Source organism: Corynebacterium sp. LK31, from assembly GCF_014335015.1.
Classification (GTDB): Bacteria; Actinomycetota; Actinomycetes; order Mycobacteriales; family Mycobacteriaceae; genus Corynebacterium; species Corynebacterium jeikeium_D.
Genome location: NZ_PDGW01000006.1, coordinates 187391 through 212578 on the forward strand (window position 1 = coordinate 187391; position 25188 = coordinate 212578).

Sequence of the window (25188 nt, forward strand, 5' to 3'; positions counted from 1 at the left end):
AAGCCGTTAGCGGTTGACCCAGACGCGTGCGAAGAAGCGGCGGGCAGGTTCCTCGACGAGCGCGTAGGAGGCGGCGGCCACCGGAATCGACAGTGCGACCGTGACAATGGTGACACTGAGCAGATGTCCGGTGAACAGCTTCACGCCAAGCAGCGGGAATGCAATGGAGAGCATCGCCACGTGCCAGAGGAAGATACCGTACGACCAGCGCCCTAGCGCCTGCATGATGGGGTGTTCAAGGAAGCGAGACTCCGGCGCTATCGTCCAGGGGCCGATGATGGCGGCACCGAAGACCAGACCGCACAGCAGGCGGCGGGTGAATTCCCAGTTGGTGAGCTCGACTAGCCCTTCGGGACCCAGGTAGGAAGCCAGAACCAGCGCACCAACGGCGATCGCCAGCCACAGCGAACGGCGGCGTGCCCAGCGCTGCATGGTCTCCACCTTCGCGCGGGCGGCATCGGTATCGACGCCCTGGAGCGATTCCAGCTCGGCGAGAATCATGCCAGCTGCGAACCAGGAAAAGTAGGCAATCGGCTGAATATGCGGGTTAACGCCTTCTGGGTACGGCAGTGGCAGGTAGGGCCAGCCGAAGCTCAAGATCGCAAGCAGGGAAATTGCCACTATGCGGCGCCCCTGCTGGCGATGCGGGTCCAACCGGCTAAGCCCAATGGCAAACAGCGGCAGCGAGATGTAGAACGCGACCTCCACCGACAACGACCACAGGTGCGTCAACCCACCGTGCAGCGAGCCGGAGAAATACACCTGTGTCAGCGTCAGATTTGTTAGCCAAATCTTGAGATCCGCGCCGCGCCCCACCGGCAGTGCGATGAGCACAATAAGCACTAGCACCCAGTACGCGGGCATAATGCGCGCGACGCGCTTCTTGTAGTACTTCGCCCAGCTCTTCTTCCGTCCGCCGTCGGCATCGGACAATGCTTTACGACGGGGAATTCCGCCGTAACCCGAGCGGTGAGAACGCCACAACAGGAATCCGGACAGCACGAAGAAAACGGCCACGAAGAAGTCGAAGCGGCCGAGGATGCGCTCCCACAGGGCTCCCACATCATGCCCGGTCTGGAATGCGACGTGCGTGCCGATGATGCCCATCGAAGCCACAGCTCGCAGGCCCTCCAGCGAAGGCAGGAAGCCTGGGCGGAATGTGGTGGCAGAGCTCGATGCAGTGCTGGATCCCGAGCTGGATACAGTGTTCGGCGTAGAGTTCGGCACAGAGCTCGACACTGTGTCTTGCCCAGCGTTTGGCGCTGCCGCATATGCCTTGGACGTCATAGTACTTTCTTACACGGATACCGGAATGAGTAAAATCACTTGTATTTTATTATGAAATAAGTCCTGTTCAGGCCGGTTTTTCCAAAACTCTTTTGTTTTCCCGACAAGTTATTTTTAAAAAACACACCACATAACTCCTAACTTCCTGCTAGGTTTTGCAGCAGAAAGTTACGTACAGTTAAAGGACTATCCGCTGATGAAGAGAACTCTCGGACATGCACTGATTATTATCGGTGCTGCATTGATTGTCATTGCCGTCCTTCTGCCAACCTTCCTGGTGCCTCGCCTCCGGGTCATCCCACTTGACACTGTGAGCGATACCATCACGGAGGTGCGCGACGGCACTCTGTTGGACTCCAGCCAGCTGGGCAAGAATGAGCCAACGCCAAACCGCAAGAATGACCCGCGCTGCAAGGCAGAGACGGACGAAGAGAAGCGCGATCTCCCGGTCCACTGCTTCATCAACGACAAGACTCCGATGCAGTCGAAGCGCCACGTTGAGATTGAGGAGCCGGCTGACGACAAGATTGCAACTCTCCAGGTCGGTACCACTCTGCTGCGCGATGACCGCGAAGAGCCGAAGAACCTCATCAATGCGACCCTCGACCGCATCACTGTTGACCGCAGCACTGCGTACCCGGTAGATGACCCGATCTCCAGCGTTGCTATTAACGCACCGCAGGGTGGTTCGGACACCAAGCCGCCGACGTTCACCCGTCCGGGCATCCAGTACCAGTTCCCGTTTGGTGCTGAGAAGAAGTCCTACCCGTACTACGACGTCCAGGCGATGCGTAACTTCGAGATTGACTTTGTCGGTGAGGAAACTCAGGATGGCGTCAAGGTCTACAAGTACTCCATGACCATTCCGCCGCAGAACCTCTACGAGTCCCTGACCGAGCACTTCACTCGCGACGGCCGCAAGCTCACCGAGGCTGACAAGTCCTCGCTGGCTTCCATGCGCCTGAGCTTCCCGGCTCACAAGTGGGGCCTGGAGGGTGACGACGACGTCGAGCTGGATCGTTACTACACCAACGTCCGTACTGTCCGCGTCGAGCCGACTTCTGGCGTGATCGTCAACGGTACTGAAGAGATGTTCATGTTCTACGCCAAGGACGACAAGGAAGCTGAAGAAATTGCTTCCAAGGCTGGCCGTGAAAAGGAAGCCAAGGAGCAGAACCGTACCGCGATGAAGTACACCGCTCAGTGGGACGAAGGCTCCAAGGGCCGCCAGATGGACCGCGCTAAGGAAGCACGTAAGTCGCTGACTATCGGCGGCACTGTCGCACCGTGGATCCTCGGTATCCTCGGCCTGGTTCTCATCGTGATTGGCTTCCGTGTTCGCAGCAAGTCCGCCTAAGACGCCAAACTACGGTGCCACAGGCTCTCGCTTACCCTAAGTTTCACTGAGGAAAGCGAAAAATAATTTAATATAGGGCACGTGACACAACGTTTCCGCACTACTCTGACCCAGTCGGCTCGCTCTCATTCGGAGCGAGTCGCCTGGGTTTTTGTGTTGTCGTGGATTCTCCTGCTGACCGCTGCCGTGTGCTGGCCGCTCTTTGTGCCCCACAAGGCCCCGGCCGATGGTCGCTTTGGGGCACCGATGTTTCTGCTGCGCGACATGGTCATCCCCAATCACCCACCGCTTACCGACGCGGCCCTGGGACTCGGCCCCGCTGCGGCACGAGCTGTTCCGCAGGACACCGCACTGTGGGCACTGGGCTACTTTGTGGATGCCAGCCATTGGGTGCGCTTCGGCATGGTGGGCGCCTGTTTGATTGGTGGTCTTGCAGCTGCTGAGCTCGCCCGCAGGTTCACTCGCCACGGCTCGGGCACCAGTAGCGCATCCGGTGCGGGCCTTGTACCCATGACTCCGAGCTTGGCCAGCCAGCTGATTGCACCGACGATGCTGCTCTGGAACCCGTTTGTGGTCGAGCGTTTGCTCCAGGGACAGTGGTCACTGGTCATCGCCGTATTGCTGCTTCCGGCAGTTGTTCTGGCAACGCAGATGGGTAGTGCCTTGTGGCGCACCAGCGCAATTGCCGCTGCGGGTCTCACGCCGACCGGTGCCCTTTTGGCTGGTATCACCGGCATTGTTACCGCTCGCAATAACCGCGACCGCGCTTGGATTGTGGCCACAACAGTAGCGGTCAGTTCACCGTGGCTAGTGGCATCTTTGCTGAACCCGAGTGCAGCTGGGTCCTCCGATGCGGCTGGCGCTGCCGCATTTGCGGCCAGAGCAGAGGCACACGTCGGCACGCTCGGCAGCCTGTTGGGATTGGGTGGCATCTGGAATAAGCAGGCTGTGCCACTGACGCGCGAGGTTGGTTTTTCGGCGATTATGGTGCTGGCACTCCTGGTGCTTATGGGCCTGGGATTCCGTCGTGCCTGGCATTCGCAAGAGCGCTGGCGGGGGCTGATTATCACTGGCGCCACGGCCATCATGCTCGTCGCTCTCGCCGCAACAACGCCGGGCATTTTGATGATGGGTTGGGCGCTGGAGCACATCCCGGGCGCGGGCCTGCTTCGTGATACGCAAAAGTGGATCGCGCTCGCCGTCCCCGCCTATGTCATCCTCGCCGCAAGCGGTGCGGAATACCTGGCACGCCGCGCTCGCGGGACCACCGCCAACATCGGCCAGTGGTTGGCTACTGGCGTCAGCGCGCTCATCATCATCGCCGCTGTCCCCACGCTGCCCGCCGATGTCGCTCCACTCCGCCCCATTCCGTCATGGGAAGGCTGGTCGGCGGTTTCCGGTGTGGTCGCGCTTGACGACGATCGCGTTGCGGTTCTACCTGCCGGTTCTTACCGCATTATTAATGGGCGTCCTGTCCTCGACCCGGCTACGAAGATTTTGCCCGCTCCGGTGGTGAGCTCTGGCGAACTGATTGTCTCTGGGCAGTCGGTGTCTGGCGAGGGAGCCACAACCGTTGAGCGCACGCTGCTCGGTGGTGCGAAGAGACACGAGGAGCTTGAGTCTGCGCTCCAGAGTCTTCGAGACCAAGGCGTTGGCTGGGTCCTAGTGGAGAATTCGCCCGGCAACTTCGGCGACTCCGCTGACATTGTGGCAGCGTTAGACCCCGTCTATGAAACACCTGACCTGCAGCTATACCATGTCCCCGGCGTTATCGAGCCGGCCACACAACCAAGCCAGGGGGCCTATGCAGCTGCGTGGACAGCCTTTGGAATCTGGACTCTTTGCCTACTCGCTGGGCTGCTGGCGGGGCTACTGACTGGAGTAATGGAAGCGCTACTGCCCCGCCGCAGGTAGCAACTTATCCAGTGTTGGGTTTTCCAAGACATTCAGAACTGCCTCACCGGTCTTGTCCCAGCCAAATTCCGCGGCACGGGCGACGCAGGCCTTGGACATTGCGCGATGCAGTTCGCCGTTATCGAGAATCTGTCGTGTCTTGGCAATCAGGTCAGCTTCATCGCTGGCCAGCAGGCCAGTTTCGCCGTCGTTGACCGAATCGCGCAAGCCCGCCGAGGAGCGATAACCGACCGTCGGCACGCCGTGCTGCGCTGATTCGATGACGGCGAGCCCCCAACCCTCCTTGCGAGAAGGCATCAGGTGCAGACACGCCTTGGAGAGGATGCGGTGTTTGTCCGCCTCGGTGACCTGCCCGTGGAAGACGACGTGGTCCGAAACGCCCTTGTCACGGGCATATTCCACGAGGTTGTCGTGCCACCACCCCGAGCCAATAACATCGAGAATCGCACCTGGACGATCTTGTACAAGATCTGCAAGCACATCGATGGCGTGCTCAATCTGCTTATGCGGAACCAATCGCGACAGCGTCACCAAATGCGGTGCTGGACCGTCGCACTCGGATAGGTCCGCCATGATTTCGGTCGACTGCAACTCCTCCGGAATCGGGTCCACACCATTGCGGATTACCGCGATGCGCCCCGGCGACACTCCAAGTTCTACCAGTTCAGCGGCACTTGGCTCGGAAACTGTGATGTAGCGGCAGCGGCGGTGAATCATCGGCGACAGACGCGACTCGATGAACCACCCAAGCTTGCTAATAATCGGCCCTGCCACTGGCCACTGTTCGCGGTGGCAGTGATGTGTTAGCAGCACCGTCGGTGCGCCGGAGAAAATCCGCGCGAAAAAGGGGACACCGTTTTGGGTGTCGACCACGACATCCGGCTTGCCGCCGAGCACCTTGGCAATTGGGCCCACGCCAAATCGCGCACCCAGCATCGCGGTCCAGGAGCGCACATAGACGGAGAAGTTTCCACCAGCGCGGGAGAACGTCACGCCATCACGACGCGAAAGGGCTGGTGCGTCTGGGTAACTGGCCGTGCGGAACACCACGGTGTGACCTTGGTCGGCAAGGTAACCTGCGACGCGCTCCAAATAGCGCTCACTACCTCCACCTTCGGGGTGACCAGTGTCGCGCCAACACAACAGTAAGATTTTCATAACAATATGAGCCTAACGCTCGGCGCGGCTTTCGTTGCCGCTTTAGCTCAAATCCATACTCCCAAACCCAACCAGTCCATTAGATTGTTTGACGTGACCAGCTTTCGCTTTCCCGCTTTTATCGTCCCGCCCGCTCTGAAAGAGCTACGCAGCTTTGCTACGCTGTCGCGCTCATTCGGGCTGCTCAACGACTTCAAATACGAGCAAACCGATCCCGATATCTTCTACGGGCACCTGGCCGAGGACACCATCGGTCTCCTAGAAGGCATCGCAGCTGGGGCGGATGGTGCGGCGGGGTCGGCGGACGCCGGGGAGACAACGGGCGCGTCGTCAAGCGTTACGACGAATACCGCACTGCGCGGCAAGCGCATTCTTGATGTCGGCGGCGGCCCTGGGTACTTTGGCCGCGCATTTGCCCAGCGTGGCGTGGAGTATTACACCTGCGAGCCAGACGTGGGTGAGATGGCGGCGGCGGGGATCAAGCTGGAGTCGTCCGTACGCGGATCGGGGCTGGAGCTGCCATTTCGCGATGACGCCTTTGACCTCACCTACTCGTCGAATGTCGCCGAGCACGTGCCCGAGCCGTGGACGATGGGCGAGGAAATGCTGCGCGTGACCAAGCCGGGCGGGCTGGTCGTGTACTCGTACACCATTTGGTACGGCCCGTTCGGCGGCCACGAGATGGGGATGACGCATTACCTGGGTGGCGACCGCGCGCGGCGCATGTATGAGAAGAAGCACGGCAAGCGACCGAAGAACTATTTTGGCGAGTCCCTGTTCAAGGTCGGTTGCGGTGAAGGATTGAAGTGGGCGCGCGCTGCCGCGGAGGCCGGCGACTGCGAGCTGCTGGCCGCTTTCCCTCGCTACCACCCGTGGTGGGCCTGGTGGATGGTGCACGTGCCGGTGCTGCGCGAGTTCGCGGTGTCGAACCTGGTGCTGGTGCTGCGGAAGCGGTAGGGGCCAGTTTCTCTCGGAGCGTGCTCCCCTGACTTCGTATCGTCTGCCACTAGACTGGGAGCTCAAGCATTTTTACTGATTGAGCGGGGATTTTCACTATGAGTGACGCAGACCGGGCACAGCTGCACAGGACTATTTGGAACATCGCCAACGACTTGCGTGGCAGCGTGGATGGTTGGGATTTTAAGTCTTATGTGCTCGGCATGATGTTCTACCGCTTTATCTCGGAGAAGCTCTCCGAGTACATCGATGACGGCGAACGCGCCGCTGGAAATAAGGACGCGGATTACGCTTCCCTTTCTGACAAGGATGCTGAGTGGGGACGCACCAGTATCGTCGAGGAAAAGGGCTACTTCATTTTGCCCTCTGAGTTATTTACCAATGTCTGCAAGCAGGCGGCTGACGAACATTACCGCGAGAATCTCAATGAGCGACTGCAGCAGGTGTTCAAAAATATCGAGGCATCTGCAAAAGGCACCGCTAGCGAAAGCGATCTTCAAGGGCTTTTCGACGACATCAACCTGGACAGCAACAAGCTCGGCAACTCGGTCATCGAACGCAATAACAAGATCTACGATCTGATGAAGCATATCGGCAATATGCCTCTCACGGTTAAAGCCGATGACAACTCCATCGACCTATTCGGTGATGCCTACGAATACTTGATGGGCATGTACGCCTCTCAGGCAGGCAAGTCCGGTGGCGAGTACTACACGCCGCAGGAAGTCTCTGAGCTGCTGACTCGAATCACTGTGGTGGGCAAGAAGAGTGTGAACAGGGTGTATGACCCGGCTGTTGGCTCCGGTTCACTGCTGTTGAAGTTCAAGAAGGTGCTGGGCGTGGGCGGTGTCCGCGAGGGCTACTACGGCCAGGAAATCAACCTGACCACGTATAACCTTGCGCGCATCAACATGTTTTTGCACGATGTGAACTTCGACAATTTCGACATTGCGCTGGGCAATACACTCACTGAACCTGCGCACTGGGATAACCAGCCGTTTGAGGCAATCGTGTCCAACCCGCCCTACTCCATCAAGTGGGAGGGCGATAACAATCCTCTGCTGATTAACGATCCGCGCTACGCACCGGCAGGCGTCCTTGCGCCGAAGTCAAAGGCTGACTTGGCTTTCACGATGCATATTCTCTCGTGGCTTGCGACGAATGGCACAGCCGCAATTGTTGAGTTCCCCGGTGTGCTTTACCGCGGCGGCGCGGAGAAGAAGATTCGCAAGTACCTGGTGGATAACAACTATGTCGATACGGTTATTCAGTTGCCGCCGGATCTTTTCTTCGGCACCACCATCGCAACCTGCATCATCGTGTTGAAGAAGTCGAAGAAGGACAATTCGGTCCTCTTCATTGACGCCTCCGCAGAGTTCGAGCGCAGTGGCAACAAGAACCGACTGAATGACAAGAACCAGAAGAAGATTCTGGATGCCTTCACTGCCCGAGAGGATGTGGAGTATTTCACCAAGCTGGTGCCCGCTGAGGAGATTGCGGATAACGACTACAACATCGCAGTTTCCTCCTACGTCGAACCCGAAGACACCCGCGAGGTCATTGACATCGTGGAGCTGAATAAGCAGATCGTTGGCATTGTGGAGCGCCAGCGCCAACTGCGCGAGGCCATCGATGAGATTGTGGCAGATCTTGAGGGAACCCGCACCGATGTCTGACATGAACGGTGACATGAGCATGGCGTCTGCGGGCGAGCTGGTGATGTTCCGCACGGACGACGGTGCTACTCGCATTGAGGTACGGCTTGTCGACGAAACCGTCTGGCTCACCCAGGCCCAAATGGTGGAGCTGTTTCAGTCGTCGAAGGCGAATGTCTCCGAACATATTAGGAATGTGTTTGCGGAAGGCGAGCTGCCCAGGTCAGAGGCAACTGTTCGGAAATTCCGAACAGTTCGACTCGAAGGCTCAAGGGAAGTTTCGCGCGAGCGGGAGCACTACAACCTCGACGTGATTATCTCCGTGGGATACCGAGTGAGGTCCCTGCGCGGTACTCAGTTCCGACAGTGGGCGCTAGGTGTCTTGCGCGAATACCTGATTAAGGGCTTCGCCATGGATGATGAGCGGCTGAAAGAAGGCGGCGGCGGAACGTATTGGCGTGAATTGCTGGAGCGTATCCGCGATATTCGCTCTAGTGAGAAGGTCATTCATCGCCAGGTTCTAGATTTGTACGCCACCAGCGTGGATTACGATCCACGGGCCGCTGTGAGTAAGCAGTTCTTTGCCACGGTCCAAAATAAGCTTCATTTTGGTGCTCACGGCCACACGGCAGCCGAGGTGGTTTTCGAGCGTTCGGATGCCACAAAGCCAAACATGGGGTTGACCAATTGGAAGGGCGAACGCATCACCAAGGCCGAGGTGGAGATTGCCAAGAATTTCCTTGCCGAGGACGAGCTAAAACGCCTAAATACCTTGGTTTCTGCCTACTTCGATGCGGCAGAATTCCGTGCGCAGATGCACCAGCCGACGTACATGGCGGACTGGATGGATCATCTCACCACAATGATTGCGGCCATGGGAGGCAAGTCCTTGGAGGGAGCAGGAACGGTTTCCCACCGCCAAGCGGTACAGAAGGCCCATGAGGAATACGAGAAGTACAAAACTGTGATGGATGCCCAACCGAGTGGTGTGGAACGGGACTATCTCAAGGAAATCACTGCAGTTCAGAAGCAGATCCAGCAACCACCGAAGGAGCAGAAGTGAACCAGATCGAAAAACTCATCGAGGAACTCTGCCCGGATGGTGTAACGCATCTGCCGCTCGAAGACTTTCTGACAATTAGAAATGGTAAAGACCATAAGCACCTGGAGGATGGGGAGATTCCTGTCTACGGCAGCGGAGGAATCATGCGCCATGTAAATCAGGCAGCTGCTTCGGGCCCTTCAGTTCTCATTCCGCGAAAGGGTTCCCTGGGCAATCTTTTCTACGTTGAGGGACCTTTTTGGGTAGTAGACACTATTTTCAGAACAGAGATTAATGAAGATATAGCGTTGCCTAAATTTGTGTTTTACGAACTTCAAACTCTCGGCCTGGGCGAAATGAATCAAGCTGGTGGAGTGCCAAGTCAAACTCAAAGCAAGCTAAAAAAACTTAGGATTCCTATTCCACCTCTACCTATACAACAAGAAATCGTAAAAATTCTCGATACCTTCCAATCGCTGGAAGCGGAGCTGGAAGCGGAGCTGGAAGCGAGGAAAAAGCAGTATGAGTTTTATCGTAATCAACTGCTGACGTTTACCGAGAGAGAGAGAGAGTCCAGCGGACAACGCTAGGGGACATATTCGGAATGAAGGCCGGCAAAGCGATACGACGAGACGAAATCAGTCCAGTGCGTACTGCTTCTCACCCATTTCCCGCCTTTGGCGGAAATGGAGTTCGCGGCTATGTTCGGGAGGCATCGCATCCAGAAAGGGCTGTGCTGATAGGCAGACAAGGGGCTCTTTGCGGAAATGTAAATTGGGCTCCTGAAGATTTCTACGCAACAGAACATGCGATTGTTATGAACGCCCATGATTCAGTCAACATTCGCTGGGCCTACCACATGCTCAAATTTCTTGACTTAAACCAATACGCAACAAAATCCGCCCAGCCAGGTTTATCTGTGCAGCGGCTGAAATCAGTTCCAATCCCCATCCCTCCTCTCGAAGAGCAGGAGCGCATCGTGAATATTCTCGACAAGTTCGATGCACTCGTGAACAACCTCACCTCCGGCCTGCCAGCCGAGATTGAAGCTCGCCGGCAGCAGTACGAGTACTACCGGAATCAACTACTGACTTTTAAGGAATTGGCAGCATGAACCAGGACGGCGTCGGCAAGCGACGAGTAACCAAGTACGACCCGATTGCTGTCGGTGAGCAAAGCACCGTCGTAGCGGAGTACAAGGCCGAGGAGCGCATCTCGGAGGACTACCAAACCGAGGCGCAACTGGAGCAGGAACTCATCGACATCCTCCAGTCGCAGGCCTACGACTACCTGCCCATCCACAGCGAAGCAGACCTCGTTGCCAACCTGCGCCGTCAACTCGAAACTCTCAACCACGTCACATTTAGCGACGCGGAATGGGAACGGTTCTATCGCACCTGCGTCACCAGCGCCAACGACGGAATCAAAGAGAAGACCCGTCGCATCCACGAAGACCACATTCAGGTTCTTACGCGTGACGACGGCACGAGCAAAAACATCCGACTGCTGGATAAAGCAAATGTCCATAACAACCGGCTGCAGGTCATTAACCAGTACGAGGTTGGAAAGGGCGAAGGCGGTGCGAAACACTCCAATCGTTACGACGTCACCATCCTGGTCAATGGCCTTCCCATGGTGCACATCGAACTCAAGCGCCGTGGCGTAGATTTGCGTGAAGCCTTTAACCAGATTAGGCGCTACCAGCGCGACTCTTTCTGGTCCGGTGACGGTTTGTTCGATTATGTGCAGCTGTTTGTCATCAGTAACGGCACGCTGACCAAGTACTACTCCAACACCACCCGTGAACTACACATCAAAGAAACGGGAGGAAAAGGCCGCCCGGCGCGCGGTGCTAAGAGCTTTGAATTCACATCGTGGTGGGCTGACGCAAACAACAAACCCATCCGGGATCTTGTTGGCTTCACTAAGACATTTCTGTCCAAGCACTCGCTTCTCAATATTCTGACTAAGTTCTGCGTCTTCACTGCTGCGGAAGAACTACTGGTGATGCGCCCATACCAGATCGTCGCCGCTGAGAAGATTCTGCAACGAGTTGAGATTTCCAATAACTATCGTGAACGCCTTGGCACCACGGAGGCTGGCGGCTACATCTGGCACACAACCGGTTCGGGGAAAACCCTCACCTCATTCAAAGCCGCACAGCTGGCTAGCAAACTTTCGCATGTAGATAAGGTTCTCTTCGTCGTCGACCGTAAAGACCTCGACTACCAAACCATGCGTGAGTACGACCGCTTCCAAAAGGGCGCTGCGAACTCCAACACCTCGACCGCCGTGCTGAAGAAGCAGCTGGAAGACGACGACGCATCCATCATCATCACCACAATTCAGAAGCTGTCGAACTTCATCGCAGGCAACAAACACCACGATGTCTACGGCAAGCACGTGGTCATCATCTTCGACGAATGCCACCGCTCCCAATTCGGTGACATGCACACTGCCATCACGAAGGCGTTCAAGAAATACAACCTCTTCGGTTTCACCGGAACGCCCATCTTCGCCGACAACTCCACCAGCGGAACCAAAGCCAACCTCAAAACCACCGAGCAGGCTTTCGGCAAACGACTCCACTCCTACACCATCGTTGACGCCATCAACGATAAGAATGTCCTGCCCTTCCGGATTGACTACGTCAACACCATCTCGGTTGGAAGCGTTAAGGACAAGGAAGTCGCAGGCATCGACACCGAAGGCGCACTCCTGGCGGAGCCACGCCTGAAAAACGTCGTCGACTACACGCTCGAACACTTCGCTCAGAAAACAAAGCGGGAAACCTTCTACGAACACCGCGTTGTCGAGAACGTATCCGCCTCAGCAAAGGCCCGGCACCGCGGTCGGATTAAGGAAATAAAGAAAGAACAACGAGTTCGTGGCTTCAACGCTATCTTCGCCACCGCTTCTGTTGAGGCTGCCTACACTTACTACAACCTCTTCAAAAAAGCGCAAGTATCACTGCCAGAAGCAGAGCGCCTGAAGATTGCCATGATTTACTCATTCGCACCAAATGAGGCCGAAAAGGATGAGTCACCGACGATTCCGTCGTCAAGCGAAAAGAAAAGCGATGCGGCAGCTACTGCCGTGGCCGACGAGGCAGGCCTGCTCCGTGAAGAAGGCATGGAGCCCGAGCAGCTACCCAAGGTTGCGCGCGATTACCTGGAAGCGGCGATTGCCGACTACAACGGGTATTTCAAGACCAACTACGACACCTCCGCCGAGAAATTCCAGAACTACTACAAAGACCTCTCCCTGCGAATGAAGAACAGGGAAGTCGATATGACCATCGTGGTCAACATGTTCCTCACCGGATTCGACGCCACTACCTTGAACACGCTGTTCGTGGACAAGAACCTGAAATACCACGGGTTGATTCAGGCATTCTCGCGTACCAACCGAATCCTCAATTCCGTCAAGACGTACGGCAACATTGTCTGCTTCCGAGACCTCGAAGACGCCACAAATCAGGCGCTGCGGCTCTTCGGCGATACCAAGGCGCAAAGCGTGGTACTGCTTAAGCCCTACGCTGAGTACTTTGCCGAATATGCCAAGCTAGTGAAGCGACTGCTCCAGGAATACCCGCTGGATAAGGTCATTGTTGGCGAGAAGGCGAAGAAGGAGTTCATCAAGCTCTTCGGCGCGATTCTGCGTGTCCAAAACATCCTGACTTCCTTCGACCAATTCGCTGATGACGCGCTGTTGACGCCGCGCCAGGAGCAGGATTACCGCAGTATCTACCTCGACCTTTTTGCGGAATTCCGTACTGAAAGCGACGGGGACCGGGAGTCCATCAATGACGATGTCGTCTTCGAGATGGAGCTAATCAAGCAGGTCGAGATCAATGTCGACTACATTCTCATGCTCGTCGAGCAATACCGTGAAACCCACGGCAGCGACGAGAGAGAAGAAATTCGTGCCCAGATTTCTCGTGCTGCAAACTCCAGCCCATCGCTGCGGAACAAGCGCGACCTGATTGAAGAGTTCGTCAGCACCGTGAGCCTGACACAGCCCGTTGATGAGCAGTGGGAGGAGTTCATCAGGACCAAACGCACGGAAGAACTCAATGCGATCATCACGGAAGAAAGACTGCGGATGCCCACTGCGCAATCTTTCATTGAAGAGGCGCTGACCACCGGCATTGTCAGCACGCTTGGCACCGGAATTGTTCGAGTTCTTCCACCAATGTCGCGGTTTACCCCAGGTAATGAGCGTGAAAAGGTCAAGACGCGGGTGCTGCAGCGCATCCAGGCCTTTGTCGAACGCTATCAGAACTTGGGGTTCGCCGAGGATGATGGAGAGGCGGCATGATGGTTGCGGGCGGACGTTTGCGGGGGCTGGAGGGGCTGACGGAGTGGCAGCTGGGCGGGCGTAACGGTTAGGCCTTCACATAGCAGACCGTTACCGCCTCACTTCCGCGACTCCACGCCCCAAACTACTTATGTAATTACCCCCGGTTTCTCCCATAACCCCAGGTGAGAGACTACGGCAAGTTAACTTTCTCCCCAGTACCCCTCAAATCACCCCCGGCAATCCGGCATTCGTTATAGAGTGACGCACGACACTTTACGACGAATCTGTGAGGTAAAAACACATGACTTCCGCCACCATTCAGCCGGGCGGCGAAGCCTTCATCTACGAGGCAATTCGCACCCCGCGCGGCAAGGGCAAGAAGGACGGCTCCCTCCACGAGGTACGCCCGGTATCACTTCTCGTCGGCCTCATCGACGAAATTCGCAACCGCTTCCCGGAGCTGGATGAAGAACGCATCAGCGACCTCATCGTTGGCTGCGTCAGCCCGGTCGGCGACCAGGGTGCGGACATTGCCCGCACCGCAGCACTCACCGCAGGTCTGCCGTACCGCACCGGCGGTGTCCAGATCAACCGCTTCTGCGCTTCAGGCCTCTCCGCCATCAACTTGGCTGCTCAGAAGGTCCGCTCCGGCATGGACGAGCTCGTCCTCGCCGGTGGCGTCGAATCCATGTCCCGCGTGCCAATGATGTCCGACGGCGGCGCAATGGCAATGGATGCACAGGTCTCGTTCGCAACTGACTTCGTCCCGCAGGGTATCTCCGCTGACCTAATTGCATCGCTTGACGGCTTTGACCGCGAGTCCCTCGACGAAATGGCAGCACTCTCCCACGCCCGTGCCGCAACGGCTTGGTCTGAGGGTCGCTTCGACCGCTCCGTCGTCCCGGTCAAGGACGCTAACGGCCTGACCATCCTCGACCGCGATGAGACCATCCGCGAGGGCGTCTCCGCAGAGTCCCTGGCCGGCCTGCGCGCAGCCTTCACCATGATGGGTGAGCAGGGTGGCTTCGACGCAGTTGCACTGAAGAAGTACCCGCAGCTCGAGCGCATCAACCACGTCCACCACGCAGGTAACTCCTCCGGCATCGTCGATGGCGCTGCACTGACCCTGGTTGGTTCTGAGAAGGCTGGCGCAGACATGGGGCTGACCCCGCGCGCACGCGTTGTCGCCACCGCCGTCAATGGTGTCGAACCGACCATCATGCTCACCGGTATCGAGCCAGCCGTCCGCGAGGCTCTGGCCAAGGCCAACCTGACGGTCGACGATATCGACGTGTGGGAAATCAACGAGGCGTTTGCCGCCGTCGTCAAGCATGCTCAGCAGAACCTGGGCATCGACTACGAGAAGCTCAACATCAACGGCGGCGCGATGGCCATGGGTCACCCGCTGGGGGCAACCGGTGCCATGATCACCGGCGCCGCAATCGATGAGCTGCACCGCACCGGTGGCCGCTACGCCCTCATTTCGCTCTGCGTGGCTGGCGGCATGGGTGTTGCAACCATCATCGAGCGCGTCTAAAGCAAACCGGAACGAAACTCACAGCGACAATTACCGCGGCCACACCGCGATAACCACAAAGGACTGACTGATTTATGAGCACAGATAACATGTTCCGGTGGGATCAGGACGACGCCGGAATCGTCACCCTCACCATGGATGACCCGAATGCACCGGTCAACACCATGAACAAGACTTTCCAGGACGACATCCGCGCCACCGTGGAGCGCCTGGAAAACGAAATTGGCGACGGCTCTGGGACCTCCATCAAGGGCATCATCATCACCTCTGCGAAGAAGACCTTCTTCGCAGGCGGCGACATCAAGCAGATGTCCAAGGCCACTGAAGACGATGCAGCTGACATGTTCGGCATGGTCGAGGACATGAAGGCCTCCCTGCGTCGCTTGGAGAAGCTCCCGGTGCCGATTGTTGCTGCCATCAATGGCGCAGCACTGGGCGGCGGCCTCGAGGTCGCGCTGGCTGCTAACCACCGCGTTGCTGCCGATGTCCGCGGTTCCAAGATTGGCCTGCCAGAGGTCACCCTCGGCCTGCTGCCGGGTGGCGGCGGCGTTTCCCGCGTCGTACGCATGCTGGGCATTCAGGACGCGCTGATGAAGGTCATTCTGACCGGCGCTCAGATGAACCCGGGCAAGGCTCTCGCAGCTGGCCTCGTTGACGAGGTTGTTGCTCCGGAGCAGCTCATCGAAACCGCTCGTGCATGGCTGACCAGCGAAGACGCCAAGGCCGCACAGCCGTGGGATGAGAAGGGCTTCAAGATCCCGGGCGGTGACCCGAAGACTCCTAAGTTCGCAATGAACCTGCCGTCCTTCCCGGCAAACCTGACCAAGCAGCTCAAGGGCTCCCCGATGAAGGCTCCGCGCCTTGCGATGCAGGCTGCCATCGAGGGCTCTCAGGTCGACATCGACACTGCACTGCGTATCGAGTCCCGCTACTTCACCGAGCTGGTCACCGGCACTCAGTCGAAGAACATGATGCAGGCGTTCTTCTTCGACCTCAATCATGCTCAGGGCGGCGGCTCCCGCCCGCTGCAGGCTGACGGCACCCCGTACCCGAAGCGCGAGTTCAAGAAGGTTGCCGTTGTCGGCGCCGGCATGATGGGCGCAGGTATCGCCTACGTGTGTGCAAAGGCTGGCATGGAAGTTGTCCTGAAGGACATTTCCCTGGAGAACGCCGAGCGCGGTAAGTCCTACTCTGAAGGTCTGGAGGCCAAGGCTCTCAAGCGCGGTCGCACCACTGAGGAGAAGTCCGCAGCGCTGCTGAACCGCATCAAGCCGACTGAGTCCTACGACGACCTGTCCGATGTCGACCTGGTCATCGAGGCCGTCTTCGAGAACACCGACCTCAAGCACAAGGTTCACGCCGAGATCGAGGCCGCAGTTCCGGAGACCTGCATCCTGGGCTCCAACACCTCCACCCTTCCGATCACCGAGCTGGCTTCCCACGTCAAGCGTGAGAAGGACTTCATCGGCCTGCACTTCTTCTCCCCGGTGGACAAGATGCAGCTGATCGAAATTATCTCCGGCGATAACACCGACCCGGCAATCCTGGCTGCTTCGCTGGACTTCGCTGTTGCGATCCGCAAGATTCCGATCGTCGTCACCGACTCCCGCGGTTTCTATACCTCCCGCGTCATCGGCACCGTTATCAACGAGGCTCTGCGCATGGTTGCCGAGGGCTACGACCCGGCCATCATCGAGGCCGCTGGTCGCCAGGCTGGTTACCCGGCACCGCAGCTCCAGCTTGCCGACGAGCTGAACCTCAAGCTCATGGAGAAGATCGCTGGCGAGACCCGCGCTGCCGCCGAGGCCGCAGGTCAGACCTTGGACGAGGGCGGCGTGCCGGCTCTGGTCGAGGCCATGCTGCACAAGTTCGAACGCCCGGGCAAGCTCGAGGGCAAGGGCTTCTACGAGTACGTCGACGGCAAGCGCTCCGGTCTCTGGCCGGGCCTGTTCAACGAGCTGCGCGAGGAGCTGAACATCACCCCGATCGCTCCGGAAGACACCGACCTGCAGGAGCTGGTCGACCGCATGCTCTTCATCGAGGCCATCGAGACTCAGAAGTGCGTCGACGAGGGCGTTCTGCTTCACGACGCCGACGGCAACATCGGCTCCATCTTCGGTATCGGCTACCCGGCCTGGACCGGTGGTACTCGCCAGTTCATCAAGAACTACGACGGCGCCACTGTCGTCGACCCGGCTGCAGCTCACCCAGAGCGCCGCGGTGTCGCAGGCTTCGTCGAGCGCGCCGAAGAGCTGGCCGCTAAGCACGGCGAGCGCTTCAACGCTCCGGAGTCCCTGAAGAAGTAGGACTACCCCGAGCGCACCCCGGTTGCTGGAATTGTTCCAGTAACCGGGGTTTTTCGCCTTCGAGGCCACGTCAACGGCGTAGCACCGCTGAACGCACCAGCGCGCCAACCCCAATTCGGCCTACCCGTTAAACTGCGCACATGGCTAGAAACGTCGCTGATCTGCCCACCGCACTGCCTGAACTCGCTATCGACCAGCAGGGGTTTGATGCCCCATCGCCGCAGCTGGTCATGCTTAACGACGAGCTCGCGACCCAACTCGGCCTCTCCCCGCAGTGGCTTCGCTCGGAGGCTGGCCTGAAGTTCCTCACTGGCCACGGCGCCGATCACGGAGTCGGCCAGGAAACCGATACCCCACTCGGCGCATACACAACCCCGATGGCCACGGCCTATGCCGGCCACCAGTTCGGCAACTTCGCAGGCCTACTCGGTGATGGTCGCGCGCTCTTGCTTGCCACAGTTGAGGTTGAACCGGGGCTGACTGGGCTGCACTGTCCGCCTAACCAGCCCGACTGCCCCAAAGAGACAACCCACAGCGACAACACCCAGGCCTACGAGATTCAGGCGAAAGGCACCGGCCCCACGCCCTTTTCCCGTGGCGGTGACGGCAAAGCCACGCTGACCTCCGCCCTGCGGGAGTACCTCATCAGCGAAGCCATGTATGCGCTCGGCATCCCCACCACCCGCGCGCTGGCGGTCATCAAAACCGGCGAAGAGATTTACCGCGGCTCGCAAACCCCATTCGACAACACCGACCCCACCACCGAACTTCAACCGGGCGGCATTGTCGTGCGCGTAGCATCCAGCCACCTGCGAGTCGGCACGTTCGAGCTGGTCGCACGCTCCGGAGCGGACACCGGAATCATGGACCGGCTCATCGACTTCGCCGCGCAGCGGCATGGCTACGAGGGTTCGGCGGAATCGGTTCTCCGGGACGTCGTCAAGCGGCAAGCCAATCTCGTTGCGGCGTGGCTGGCCTGCGGTTTTGTCCACGGCGTGATGAACACCGACAATGCCAGCATCGCGGGCGAGACCATCGACTTTGGGCCGTGTGCGTTTCTGGATGCGCACGATCCGCGGGCGGTGTTTAGCAGCATTGATCGCGGCGGTCGATACGCGTTCGGCGCGCAGCCAACAATCGCGGGGTGGAACATGTCGAAGCTCGCGGAGACTTTGCTACCGCATTTCGCAGGCACCCCGGAGGATGCCCTCGCACGCGCCCGCGACATCCTGGGAGAATTCGCCGACGAGTTCACCGATGCGCTCAGCCGCAGGTGGCTGCCCAAGTTGGGGATTCTCCCCTCGCTTTACGACGACCCGCTGGCCATCCCCTTGGTACAGCAGTGGCAGGCGTTGCTGGCGAAGTTTGGGCTCGACCACGCGAATGCTCATCGGGCGCTGATTGAGGCTCTGGCCGATGGTGATGGGCAGGATTTCACTGCGCTGACCGCGCTGACCAGGCTGTCTGATGATCCTGCGTTCCCCGCTGCTGCGACTGAGTGGGGGCAGTTGTGGCAGCGGACGCGGGAGGAGCTGGGAATCGACCAGACGACGGCCCTGGCACTTATGGAGGAAACAAACCCACTGTATATTCCGCGAAACTACCTGGTCACGGAAGCGTTAGCGAAGGCAGGGGCGACAGGAGAAGCAGGGGCGGGGGATTTGGCCTCCTACCGGCACCTGCTGGAGGCGGTAACCAACCCCTTTGAGTTGCAAGACGTCCCAGCGGGGTTCACTGAGCCGGCACCGCGGGAGTTGGGGGCTTTCCACTCGTACTGCGGGACTTAATGCGCTGGCTTGGCGGCGCTCCGGCGCCCCTCTACCAAGCCCCAAAGCCCACTTCACGACACGGGTGTCACCTCGTGCCAACTGTGGAGGTGGCATGAGGTGACATAGCTGTCGTGAAGTCGCGGATGGGGCCCGCGGACGGGGCCCGCGGACGGCCAAAACGCGGACGAAGCCTGGCTGAGCGCCAGCGTCGCGGAGAGCCAGAGGGCAACCCCTGCGGGGGTGCCAGGATGTTACAACGTTTCACCGCTGCACAGGATTAACTCCCCAATCGAGGGTAAAAGACGCCGTCAAATAGGGGATGGTTCGCCTGATCAATACTCATGTGTTTTTTGGACTTGTAAGGTTAGACACTGTATTGAACGGTCGTATCCAAACCTTAGAGTCCGTCACAACCAAAGGTTTCACCACCGCCATTGCTAAGCAGCTGGGAGGTGGGTATCTAAGTCGTTTGGAGTGAGCCGATCACCAAATTCATATCGCCTATCTGGCAGAATCTAGAAAGGCTCGCGATGCATAGACCCGTTGCCTCCGGCCCCTTCCACACCCGGCAGAAACTCCGGCGGAAGCTCCGACAGCGAGAGAAGTTCCGTGCCATAAAACTGCACGAAACAACGCCCCGCAGAAAAGGGCAGTTCACGCTGCATGTCCGCCAAATCCTGGTGGCTTTGCTGGCAATTGTCCTACCGGGCGCTGCACTTGCTGCCTGCAGCACTGACCAGCAACAGGTCGGCGCCGGGTTCATTGTGGTTCAGAACTCCGAACCGCAGTCGCCGCTGTACACCACTGACACCAATGAAACCGGTGGTGGCGATATCCTCCGCATGCTCTACTCAGGTCTGGTGCGCTACGACACCGACGGCTCCATGATTCTGGACCATGCGGCAGAAATTAAGCCCAACGAGGACTCGACCCATTTCGACATCACGCTAAAACCGGGCTGGACCTTCCACAACGGCGAACCAGTCACCGCGCAGAGCTACATCGATGCCTGGAATTACGCTGCCTACGGCCCGAACCTGCAGAAGCAGCAGTCCTTCTTCGCCAACGTGCAGGGTTTTGATGCTGTTTCGGGAGAAAAGGCCACGGAGAAAACACTCTCCGGCCTGAAAAAGGTCGATGACCTGAGGTTCACCGTGGATCTGACCAACCCAGATTCTTCCTTCCCGCTCAGCCTCGGCTATGTCGCGTTTATGCCGCTGCCGAAGGCCGCGTTCGAAGACAAGAAGGCTTTCGGTGAACACCCAATCGGCAATGGACCGTACAAGATGGCCGAAGGCCGCGCTTGGCTGCACAACAACCAGCTAACTGTGGTTCGCAATGATGACTTCGCCGGTGAGCACAAGGCCCGTAACAACGGCCTGGTATACCGCTTCTACTCGGACGTGGACACCGCATATGCAGACCTCCAGGCCGGCCGCCTGGACACGCTGCCACGCACAATTCCACCAACGGCTCTCGCCAGCTTCCAAACCGACTTCCCCGACTCCAGCGCAAATGTCCCGACCTCGTCTTCGCAGTACTTCGCAATTCCGCGAAATCTGCCAGGTTTTTCGGGTGAAGAGGGCAAGCTTCGTCGTCAAGCGATTTCTATGGCGATTGACCGGAAACTAATCACTGAGAAGATTTTCTTCGACACCCGCACCCCGGCGCGCGAGTTCAGCTCGTTGACGCTCGGCGACCTTGATCCGAACGTACCTGGCCAAGAGGTCCTGGAATACAACCCGAAGAAGGCCCGTCAACTGTGGGCCGAAGCCAACAAAATTGCGCCGTTTACCGGCTCGTTCGACATTGCCTACAACGCCGACGGCGGACACCAGCAGTGGGTCGAAGCGGTGACCAACATGATTGGCGAGACCCTCGGCATCGATTCCCACGGCAAGGCCTACCCGACGTTCAAGCAGCTGCGCGATGAAATCTCCAACGAGACCATCACCAGCGGCTACCGCACTGGTTGGGCAGCTGACTACCCATCTGTGGCCAACTACATGCTTCCGCAGTTCGTCACTGGTGGCTCCTCGAATGACTACCACTACTCCAATCCGGAGTTCGACAAGCTGATTCAGGAGGCTGCCTCGGCAAAGAGCGCAGAAGATGCCAAGCCGATTTATGTCAAGGCTCAGTCTGTGCTGATGGAGGACCTGCCAGCGATTCCGCTGTGGTACCCCAATGCTTCGGTGGCGTGGAACCCGAAGCTGCGCAATGCCGTAGTGATGTGGGACGGCATCTTGGACTACCCAATGATTGAGAAGGACTAGCACCATGGGTTGGTATATCGGAAAGAGACTCCTGCAGATGGTGCCGGTATTCTTCGGTGCCACACTGCTGATTTATGCAATGGTCTTCGCCATGCCAGGCGACCCCATTGCCGCACTGGCTGGCGATAAGCAGCTGCCACCGGAGCAGGTTGCAGCGCTACGCGCCCACTACCACCTGGATGAGCCTTTCCTCGTCCAGTACTGGGAGTACCTCAAGGGCCTGTTCACCCTGGATATGGGCGAGACCTTCTCCGGCCGCTCGGTCGGCGAGGAAATCGCGCTGGCTTTCCCTATTACGATTCGCCTGGCGCTGATGGCCGTTGCCATTGAGGCCATTTTCGGTATTGGCCTCGGCGTTATTGCCGGTATGCGCAAGGGCGGCTTCTTCGACTCCACCGTTCTGGTGATGTCCCTGCTGGTTATCGCAACTCCGACCTTCGTGCTCGGCTTCGTGGCCCGCTACCTCTTCGGTGTGCGCTGGGAGATCGTCTCCCCCACCGTTGGTAGCGATGCCTCCTTTACCTCCCTACTACTTCCGGCATTCGTGCTGGGTCTCGTCTCGGTTGCTTATGTTCTGCGACTGACGCGCTCCGAGGTCTCGTCGGCACGCCATGCTGACTTCGTACGCACTGCCCGCGCCAAGGGCTTGCCAACCTCTGAAGTCACCCGTCGCCACATCTTGCGCAACTCGCTAATTCCCGTTGTGACCTTCATCGGCGCTGATCTCGCGGCTCTGATGGGCGGCGCAATTGTCACCGAGGGCATCTTCAACGTGCCAGGTATCGGTGGCCTGATCTTCCACGCCGTCCAGATTGGTGAAGCTCCCACCGTGGTCAGCATCGTGACCATCCTGGTGGTTATTTACATGTTCGCCAACTTGCTCATCGACTTGCTCTACGCAGTCCTGGATCCGAGGATTCGTTATGCCTAAGCCAGATTCGACGCAGTTAGATTCGACTCAGCCAGAAAAGCAGGCCAACGCCGTGCATACCGGCACCGCGCAGGCCAACACCGCGCAGGCCCCCGCCGCACAGGCGACGAACCCCGACCACAAGCAGTTGCCGGATACCCCACCACTGGGGCTCTGGGGTTCGGCCTGGCAGAACCTGCGTTACCGCCCACTGTTCTGGGTTTCCGCATTCATTATTTTGCTCTCCATCGCAGTGGCCGCGTTCCCGTCACTGTTCACCTCTGTGGATCCGACGGCGGCAAACCTGCGTGACTCGCTGGCCCCGGCCCGCGACGGCCACCCGATGGGCTTCACTCAGCAGGGCTACGACGTCTACGCCCGTGTCATCTACGGTGCCCGCGCCTCGGTCATCGTCGGCATCGGCGTCACCCTGGCCGTGACCGTGGTGGGCATCATCCTCGGTGCCATCGCTGGCTATCTCGGCGGTTGGGTCGACGCGGTGCTCTCCCGCATCACGGACATGTTCTTTGCCATCCCCCTGATTCTCGCCGGCATCGTGCTGATGCAGCTGTTTACCGAACGCACCATCTGGTCCGTGGTCTTCGTGCTCGCTGCTTTCGGCTGGCCGCAGATGGCGCGCGTGGTGCGTTCCTCGGTGATCTCGGTGAAGAACGAGGAATACGTCACCGCCTCCAAGGCGCTCGGTCTGTCCAGCACTGGCATTCTCTTCCGCCATGTGCTGCCGAACTGCCTCGCCCCTGTCATCGTCATGGCCACGACCTCGCTGGGTATTTACATCGTCGCCGAGGCCACGCTGTCCTACCTGGGCATTGGCCTGCCGACGACCACCGTTTCCTGGGGCAACGACATCTCTGTCGCACAGCAGGTGCTCCGCCAGGCCCCGTCCAACCTGTTCTGGCCAGCACTCGCCCTGGCGATTACCGTTCTCGGCTTCATCCTCATGGGTGACGCTTTGAAGGATTCTCTCGACCCGAAGGAGCGTCGTCGATGAGCACCGACACCAATACTTCCGCAGCGCCCATTCTCACCTTGAAGGATGTCTGCATTGGCTTTCCGACGACCACAGCGTCCGGCCGCCGCAGTAAATCGTTGACCGATGTCGTGCATGACGTCGACCTTGAGGTTTTCCCCGGTGAGACGGTCGCCATTGTCGGCGAGTCCGGCTCGGGTAAGTCCACCACTGTCCACGCCGCGCTGGGGCTGCTGCCCGGTGATGGTGAAGTCACCGGTGGCACCATCACCTTCGATGGCCGTGACATCACACACCTGACCGACCGCGAGTTTGTTAGCATCCGCGGCAACGGCATCGGCCTGGTCCCCCAGGATCCGATGACCAATCTCAATCCAGTGTGGACCGTCGGTTCCCAGATTAAGGAGGCGCTGCGCGCCAACAACATCGCCACTGGCTCCGAGGCCCACAAAAAGGCGATTGAGCTGCTGGAACAGGCTGGCCTGCCGAACGCTAAAAAGCGTATCGACCAGTACCCGCACGAGTTCTCCGGTGGTATGCGCCAGCGCGCGCTTATCGCGATGGGCTTGGCCGCGCACCCAAAGCTGCTGATTGCCGATGAGCCCACTTCCGCTCTCGACGTGACCGTGGCGAAGAAGATCCTCGACCACCTCGACAAGCTCACTAGCGAACTCGGCACGTCCGTGGTGCTTATTACCCATGACCTCGGTTTGGCTGCCGAGCGCGCTGACCGACTCGTCGTTATGCAAGCAGGACGTGTCGTGGAGACCGGCCCTGCCCTGCAAGTTCTCACCCGCCCGCAGCATCCATACACCAAGCAGCTAATCGCGGCGGCTCCATCGCTGGCTGCCCGGCGCGGTGATCGCGTGGTGGCGGCGCCGACGACATCGGATGCGGACCAGAAGGAGATTCTGGTCGCGAAGAACTTGGTGCGCGACTTCGCCATCCGCGGCGACCGTCCGTGGCGCAAGGATTCCTTCCGCGCCGTCGATGACATCAGCTTTACGCTGCGTCGCGGTCGCACCATCGGAATCGTGGGCGAATCCGGTTCGGGCAAGTCCACTGTCGCCAACATGGCGCTGGGGCTGCTCGATCCGACCGAAGGCGAAGTGCTTTTCGACGGCAAACGCGTCCAGGGCCGGAATCGTAAAGAGGAGCTGGAGCTGCGGCGTCGCATTCAGCCGATTTTCCAGAACCCGTATGCGACGCTGGACCCGATGCGCACGGTGCATTCCTCCATCGAGGAGCCGCTGCGGATTCACAAGATTGGCACCAAGAAGGAGCGTGAGCAGCGCGTATTCGAGCTTCTCGACCGCGTCGCTCTTCCCGCGGAAATGGGGCGCCGCTTCCCCGGTGAGCTGTCGGGTGGTCAGCGTCAGCGTGTGGCGATTGCGCGTGCACTGGCCCTGAACCCTGAGGTTGTGGTCTGTGACGAGGCGGTGTCAGCACTCGACGTGGTGGTGCAGGCTCAGGTGCTCGAACTACTCGCCGAGCTGCAGGAAGAGATGGATTTGGCCTACCTCTTTATTACGCACGACCTCGCTGTGGTGCGGCAGGTGGCTGATGAGGTCATCGTGATGGAGCACGGCAAGATGGTTGAGCACCGCCCTACCGACGAGCTCTTCGACCACCCGGAGAAGGAGTACACCCAGCGGCTGCTGGACGCTATCCCGGGCGCTTCGCTGGATTTGGATCTGTAGCTGGGCGGTGCCGCGCCCCACTCCCCC

17 protein-coding genes are annotated in these 25188 nt (G+C 58.9%); 15 read left to right on the forward strand and 2 right to left on the reverse strand.

What is annotated here, in order from left to right; genetic code table 11:
* Nucleotides 1–6 precede the first annotated feature (6 nt).
* Nucleotides 7–1287 carry an acyltransferase gene (locus CRD18_RS01235; RefSeq protein WP_049171762.1) on the reverse strand — a complete coding sequence of 427 codons (1281 nt, stop codon included), beginning with the start codon at nt 1285–1287 and terminating at the stop codon, nt 7–9.
* Nucleotides 1288–1483: 196 nt separating this feature from the next.
* On the opposite strand from CRD18_RS01235, the gene CRD18_RS01240 reads away from it, so the two are divergent.
* Nucleotides 1484–2644 carry a DUF3068 domain-containing protein gene (locus tag CRD18_RS01240; RefSeq protein ID WP_048734381.1) on the forward strand — a complete coding sequence of 387 codons (1161 nt, stop codon included), beginning with the start codon at nt 1484–1486 and terminating at the stop codon, nt 2642–2644.
* A gap of 81 nt (nt 2645–2725) precedes the next feature.
* Nucleotides 2726–4558, forward strand: a complete 1833-nt coding sequence (locus CRD18_RS01245; RefSeq protein WP_070549972.1) for a hypothetical protein — start codon at nt 2726–2728, stop codon at nt 4556–4558.
* On the opposite strand, the gene CRD18_RS01250 is transcribed toward CRD18_RS01245, so the two are convergent.
* The gene (locus CRD18_RS01250) at nt 4538–5716 is read right to left on the reverse strand and encodes a glycosyltransferase family 4 protein (RefSeq protein WP_069358925.1); all 1179 of its coding nucleotides are present in this window, start codon (nt 5714–5716) and stop codon (nt 4538–4540) included. The two genes, CRD18_RS01245 and CRD18_RS01250, sit on opposite strands and share 21 nt — an antisense overlap.
* Before the next feature lie 93 nt (nt 5717–5809).
* On the opposite strand from CRD18_RS01250, the gene CRD18_RS01255 reads away from it, so the two are divergent.
* The 13 genes from CRD18_RS01255 (at nt 5810) to CRD18_RS01315 (ending at nt 25161) form a co-directional block, all read left to right on the forward strand.
* A complete protein-coding gene (locus tag CRD18_RS01255) occupies nt 5810–6673 on the forward strand; it encodes a bifunctional 2-polyprenyl-6-hydroxyphenol methylase/3-demethylubiquinol 3-O-methyltransferase UbiG (protein ID WP_242451349.1) in 864 nt (287 codons plus the stop codon).
* Nucleotides 6674–6771: 98 nt separating this feature from the next.
* On the forward strand, nt 6772–8349 hold the full coding sequence (locus CRD18_RS01260; RefSeq protein ID WP_187406445.1) for a type I restriction-modification system subunit M: 1578 nt from the start codon (nt 6772–6774) through the stop codon (nt 8347–8349).
* Nucleotides 8342–9391 carry a virulence RhuM family protein gene (locus tag CRD18_RS01265; RefSeq protein ID WP_187406446.1) on the forward strand — a complete coding sequence of 350 codons (1050 nt, stop codon included), beginning with the start codon at nt 8342–8344 and terminating at the stop codon, nt 9389–9391. The genes CRD18_RS01260 and CRD18_RS01265 overlap by 8 nt, the downstream gene beginning before the upstream one ends.
* The gene (locus CRD18_RS01270; protein WP_197977001.1) at nt 9388–9960 is read left to right on the forward strand and encodes a restriction endonuclease subunit S; all 573 of its coding nucleotides are present in this window, start codon (nt 9388–9390) and stop codon (nt 9958–9960) included. Before CRD18_RS01265 ends, CRD18_RS01270 begins: the two co-directional genes overlap by 4 nt.
* A 14-nt stretch (nt 9961–9974) precedes the next feature.
* Nucleotides 9975–10484, forward strand: coding sequence for a restriction endonuclease subunit S (locus tag CRD18_RS01275; RefSeq protein ID WP_083301603.1), 510 nt, complete (start codon nt 9975–9977; stop codon nt 10482–10484).
* Entirely contained in the window at nt 10481–13690 is a 3210-nt protein-coding gene (locus CRD18_RS01280; RefSeq protein WP_049193179.1) for a type I restriction endonuclease subunit R, read from the forward strand. The genes CRD18_RS01275 and CRD18_RS01280 overlap by 4 nt, the downstream gene beginning before the upstream one ends.
* Before the next feature lie 283 nt (nt 13691–13973).
* Entirely contained in the window at nt 13974–15209 is a 1236-nt protein-coding gene (locus CRD18_RS01285) for an acetyl-CoA C-acetyltransferase (RefSeq protein ID WP_070841187.1), read from the forward strand.
* A gap of 74 nt (nt 15210–15283) precedes the next feature.
* Nucleotides 15284–17515 carry a 3-hydroxyacyl-CoA dehydrogenase NAD-binding domain-containing protein gene (locus CRD18_RS01290; RefSeq protein WP_147766159.1) on the forward strand — a complete coding sequence of 744 codons (2232 nt, stop codon included), beginning with the start codon at nt 15284–15286 and terminating at the stop codon, nt 17513–17515.
* Between the two features lie 140 nt (nt 17516–17655).
* Nucleotides 17656–19302: a protein adenylyltransferase SelO family protein gene (locus CRD18_RS01295; protein ID WP_187406447.1), complete on the forward strand. Its 1647-nt coding sequence runs from the start codon at nt 17656–17658 to the stop codon at nt 19300–19302.
* 512 nt (nt 19303–19814) lie between these two features.
* Nucleotides 19815–21560 carry an ABC transporter substrate-binding protein gene (locus tag CRD18_RS01300; protein WP_187406448.1) on the forward strand — a complete coding sequence of 582 codons (1746 nt, stop codon included), beginning with the start codon at nt 19815–19817 and terminating at the stop codon, nt 21558–21560.
* Between the two features lie 4 nt (nt 21561–21564).
* Complete coding sequence (locus tag CRD18_RS01305) at nt 21565–22491, forward strand: ABC transporter permease (protein ID WP_016421610.1); 927 nt, start codon at nt 21565–21567, stop codon at nt 22489–22491.
* Nucleotides 22484–23482, forward strand: a complete 999-nt coding sequence (locus CRD18_RS01310; RefSeq protein WP_049171781.1) for an ABC transporter permease — start codon at nt 22484–22486, stop codon at nt 23480–23482. Before CRD18_RS01305 ends, CRD18_RS01310 begins: the two co-directional genes overlap by 8 nt.
* On the forward strand, nt 23479–25161 hold the full coding sequence (locus CRD18_RS01315) for an ABC transporter ATP-binding protein (protein WP_187406449.1): 1683 nt from the start codon (nt 23479–23481) through the stop codon (nt 25159–25161). Before CRD18_RS01310 ends, CRD18_RS01315 begins: the two co-directional genes overlap by 4 nt.
* Nucleotides 25162–25188 lie beyond the last annotated feature (27 nt).

Excerpts from the sequence above, each read along its gene's own strand:
- CRD18_RS01235 (WP_049171762.1), bottom strand. The coding sequence starts at position 1,287 with ATGACGTCCAAGGCATATGCGGCAGCGCCAAACGCTGGGCAAGACACA.
- CRD18_RS01250 (WP_069358925.1), bottom strand. The coding sequence starts at position 5,716 with ATGAAAATCTTACTGTTGTGTTGGCGCGACACTGGTCACCCCGAAGGT.
- CRD18_RS01260 (WP_187406445.1), top strand. The coding sequence starts at position 6,772 with ATGAGTGACGCAGACCGGGCACAGCTGCACAGGACTATTTGGAACATC.
- CRD18_RS01300 (WP_187406448.1), top strand. The coding sequence starts at position 19,815 with ATGCATAGACCCGTTGCCTCCGGCCCCTTCCACACCCGGCAGAAACTC.
- CRD18_RS01285 (WP_070841187.1), top strand. The coding sequence starts at position 13,974 with ATGACTTCCGCCACCATTCAGCCGGGCGGCGAAGCCTTCATCTACGAG.
- CRD18_RS01310 (WP_049171781.1), top strand. The coding sequence starts at position 22,484 with ATGCCTAAGCCAGATTCGACGCAGTTAGATTCGACTCAGCCAGAAAAG.
- CRD18_RS01290 (WP_147766159.1), top strand. The coding sequence starts at position 15,284 with ATGAGCACAGATAACATGTTCCGGTGGGATCAGGACGACGCCGGAATC.
- CRD18_RS01295 (WP_187406447.1), top strand. The coding sequence starts at position 17,656 with ATGGCTAGAAACGTCGCTGATCTGCCCACCGCACTGCCTGAACTCGCT.
- CRD18_RS01315 (WP_187406449.1), top strand. The coding sequence starts at position 23,479 with ATGAGCACCGACACCAATACTTCCGCAGCGCCCATTCTCACCTTGAAG.
- CRD18_RS01240 (WP_048734381.1), top strand. The coding sequence starts at position 1,484 with ATGAAGAGAACTCTCGGACATGCACTGATTATTATCGGTGCTGCATTG.
- CRD18_RS01305 (WP_016421610.1), top strand. The coding sequence starts at position 21,565 with ATGGGTTGGTATATCGGAAAGAGACTCCTGCAGATGGTGCCGGTATTC.
- CRD18_RS01280 (WP_049193179.1), top strand. The coding sequence starts at position 10,481 with ATGAACCAGGACGGCGTCGGCAAGCGACGAGTAACCAAGTACGACCCG.
- CRD18_RS01265 (WP_187406446.1), top strand. The coding sequence starts at position 8,342 with ATGTCTGACATGAACGGTGACATGAGCATGGCGTCTGCGGGCGAGCTG.
- CRD18_RS01275 (WP_083301603.1), top strand. The coding sequence starts at position 9,975 with ATGAAGGCCGGCAAAGCGATACGACGAGACGAAATCAGTCCAGTGCGT.